The organism is Mesorhizobium sp. M7A.F.Ca.CA.002.04.1.1 (assembly GCF_004022805.1).
In the GTDB taxonomy this organism is placed as follows: domain Bacteria; phylum Pseudomonadota; class Alphaproteobacteria; order Rhizobiales; family Rhizobiaceae; genus Mesorhizobium; species Mesorhizobium ciceri.
Map to the genome: position 1 here is coordinate 1 of NZ_RZPL01000839.1, position 2280 is coordinate 2280.

Below are 2280 nucleotides of genomic sequence, written 5' to 3' on the forward strand. Positions count from 1 at the left end.
AGGTCAAGCCGGAGAATCCGGGCGGTGCCGTGGTGCCGAACCAGGACAACAAGGTCTACGACGCGGTCAGGGGCGCCAAGCCCGCCGAGCCGGTCCAGGAAAAGCTGGTCACCAACACCGAAGAGCCGGTGGACGTGCAGGCGAAGGACCCGGCCCGCGCCATCGATCTTTCGCCGGACCAGAATGCAGCCGGCGCTGGAACCGATGTCGGCAACGCCGCGCCGATGGCCGGCGCTGCTTTGGCCGACAATACGGCGCCAGCTCCCAAGTCCGAGGACCGCATCGCGCAGGTGCTGCAGGATGCAGACAAGGGCACAAATGCCGATGTCGTCGCCATTGCACCGCGCAAGGTGAGGACCATGGTGGTCAAGTCGGACGGTTCGCTGGTGCCGCGTGAAGATCCGGCGGCACCCGCCGCTCCGCAAGTGGCCGCTACCGAGCCGGTCGATCCGGCGCCGCAGCATGTCGCCCCGGCGGCGCAAGCCGATGCCGACCAGACCGGTACCGTGGCGCCTGCCGCCGCCCAGGCGGACGACGAGCCGGCCCTCAAGCCGGTGGCCAAGCCAAAGGCCGAGGCCAAGGCCCAATCGGCCAACACGCCGGCAAAGGTTCCGCTAGCGCCGCAGCGTCCGTCCGACCAGCAGGTCGATGTCGTCGGCGAGGTCAAGCCCGATCAGGTTGCGTCCATCGATCCGGCATCGACCGCGGCAGGCGGTGGCTCGTGGTCGATGCAGATCGCCTCGCAGCCGACCGTCGAAAGCGCCCAGTCCAGTTATCAGGATCTGCAGCGCCGCTATGGCAGCGTGCTTGCCGGGCGTACCGCCAACATCGTCAAGGCCGAGATCGCCGGCAAAGGCACGTTCTACCGCGTGCGCGTTCCGGCCCAGTCACGCAATGACGCGATCAATTTGTGCACCAGCTACAAGGCCGCCGGCGGCAACTGCTTCGTCTCGCGCTAAAGCCGGAGCCAACCGATTGAAAGCCGGCGCGGTCACCGCGCCGGCTTTTTTCATGGGGAAAGCAGATCCGGCGTTGCCGTGGATGAATCCCTGGCGATTCCCTTTGATCGCACAAAGCCCTAAACTGCCGACATGACCGAATCAAAATCCATGATCCTCGGCTGCGCCGGGAAATCGCTCACCCGCGAAGAAATCAATTTCTATCGCAATGAATGCCCGTGGGCCTTCATCCTGTTTGCGCGCAACATCGGCGAGACCGAACAGATCCGCGATCTGGTCGCCGAGATGCGAGACTGCATAGGGCGTCCGGACGCGCTGGTGTTCATCGATCAGGAAGGCGGCCGTGTGCAGCGCTTGCGGCCGCCGCTGGCGCCGAATTATCCCGCCGGCGGCGCGCTGGGCGCGCTGTGGCGCGACGATCATGATGCCGGCGCCCGCGCGGCCTGGCTGATGGCGCGGCTGCATGCTTTCGACCTGTTACGCTACGGCATCACAGCCGATTGCCTGCCGGTGCTCGACGTGCCGATCGAAGGCGCCAGCGATGTCATCGGCGCGCGTGCCTACGGCAAGGACCCGCGACCCGTGATCGAGCTCGGCCGCGCAGCCGCGGAAGGGCTGATATCGGGCGGCGTGCTGCCGGTCATGAAGCATATTCCGGGCCATGGACGTGCCTTTGCCGACACGCATTTTGAACTGCCAGTGGTCAATGCCTCGCTCAGTGATCTGCAGCGGCATGATTTCGCCCCGTTCAAGGAGCTTAGCCATCTGCCGATGGCGATGACTGCGCATGTCGTCTACAGCGCGATCGACCCGAACAATCCGGCGACCACCTCCGGCAAGGTCATCGACGAGATCATCCGGCGCGAAATCGGCTTCGACGGACTGCTGATGAGCGACGACACATCGATGAAGGCACTTTCTGGGGATTTCCCGACAAAGGCGGCCTCGATCCTTGCGGCGGGCTGCGATCTGGTCCTTCACTGCAACGGCGTTTTCGAGGAGATGGCCGGCATCGCATCGCGCACCACGGGGCTTGAGGGCACGTCGCTGGAGCGCGCCAAGCGGGCGCTGACCTATATAAAGGACCGTGACACGGTCGAAGAAACCGAAATACGCGCCGAATTCGCCACCTACTTCGATGCGGTGGCATAGCAAGGGAAAGTGACAGGCAGTGGCGGAGACATTGGAAAGCAAGGCCGCGAAGGCCGCACCGATGGACCGTCTGTGGGCCGAAAATGACGATTCACGCGTCACCGGCGACCCGTCGCTGGTCGTCGACGTGGCCGGCTTCGAAGGTCCGCTCGATCTTCTGCTGCATCTT

Annotated in this window: 2 protein-coding genes and 1 pseudogene; all 3 read left to right on the forward strand. The window is 64.7% G+C overall.

The genetic code is table 11. The features are described from left to right. Positions 1 to 959: SPOR domain-containing protein (locus tag ENZ75_RS29225; protein WP_164888093.1), on the forward strand; the 959-nt coding region annotated here is incomplete at its 5' end. A gap of 132 nt (positions 960 to 1091) precedes the next feature. Then, positions 1092 to 2111, forward strand: coding sequence for a beta-N-acetylhexosaminidase (gene nagZ, locus ENZ75_RS29230; RefSeq protein ID WP_013531292.1), 1020 nt, complete (start codon positions 1092 to 1094; stop codon positions 2109 to 2111). Positions 2112 to 2172: 61 nt separating this feature from the next. Then, positions 2173 to 2280 (forward strand): annotated as a pseudogene (locus tag ENZ75_RS35390) (segregation/condensation protein A); the annotation flags it as partial.

Excerpts from the sequence above, each read along its gene's own strand:
- nagZ (WP_013531292.1), top strand. The coding sequence starts at position 1,092 with ATGACCGAATCAAAATCCATGATCCTCGGCTGCGCCGGGAAATCGCTC.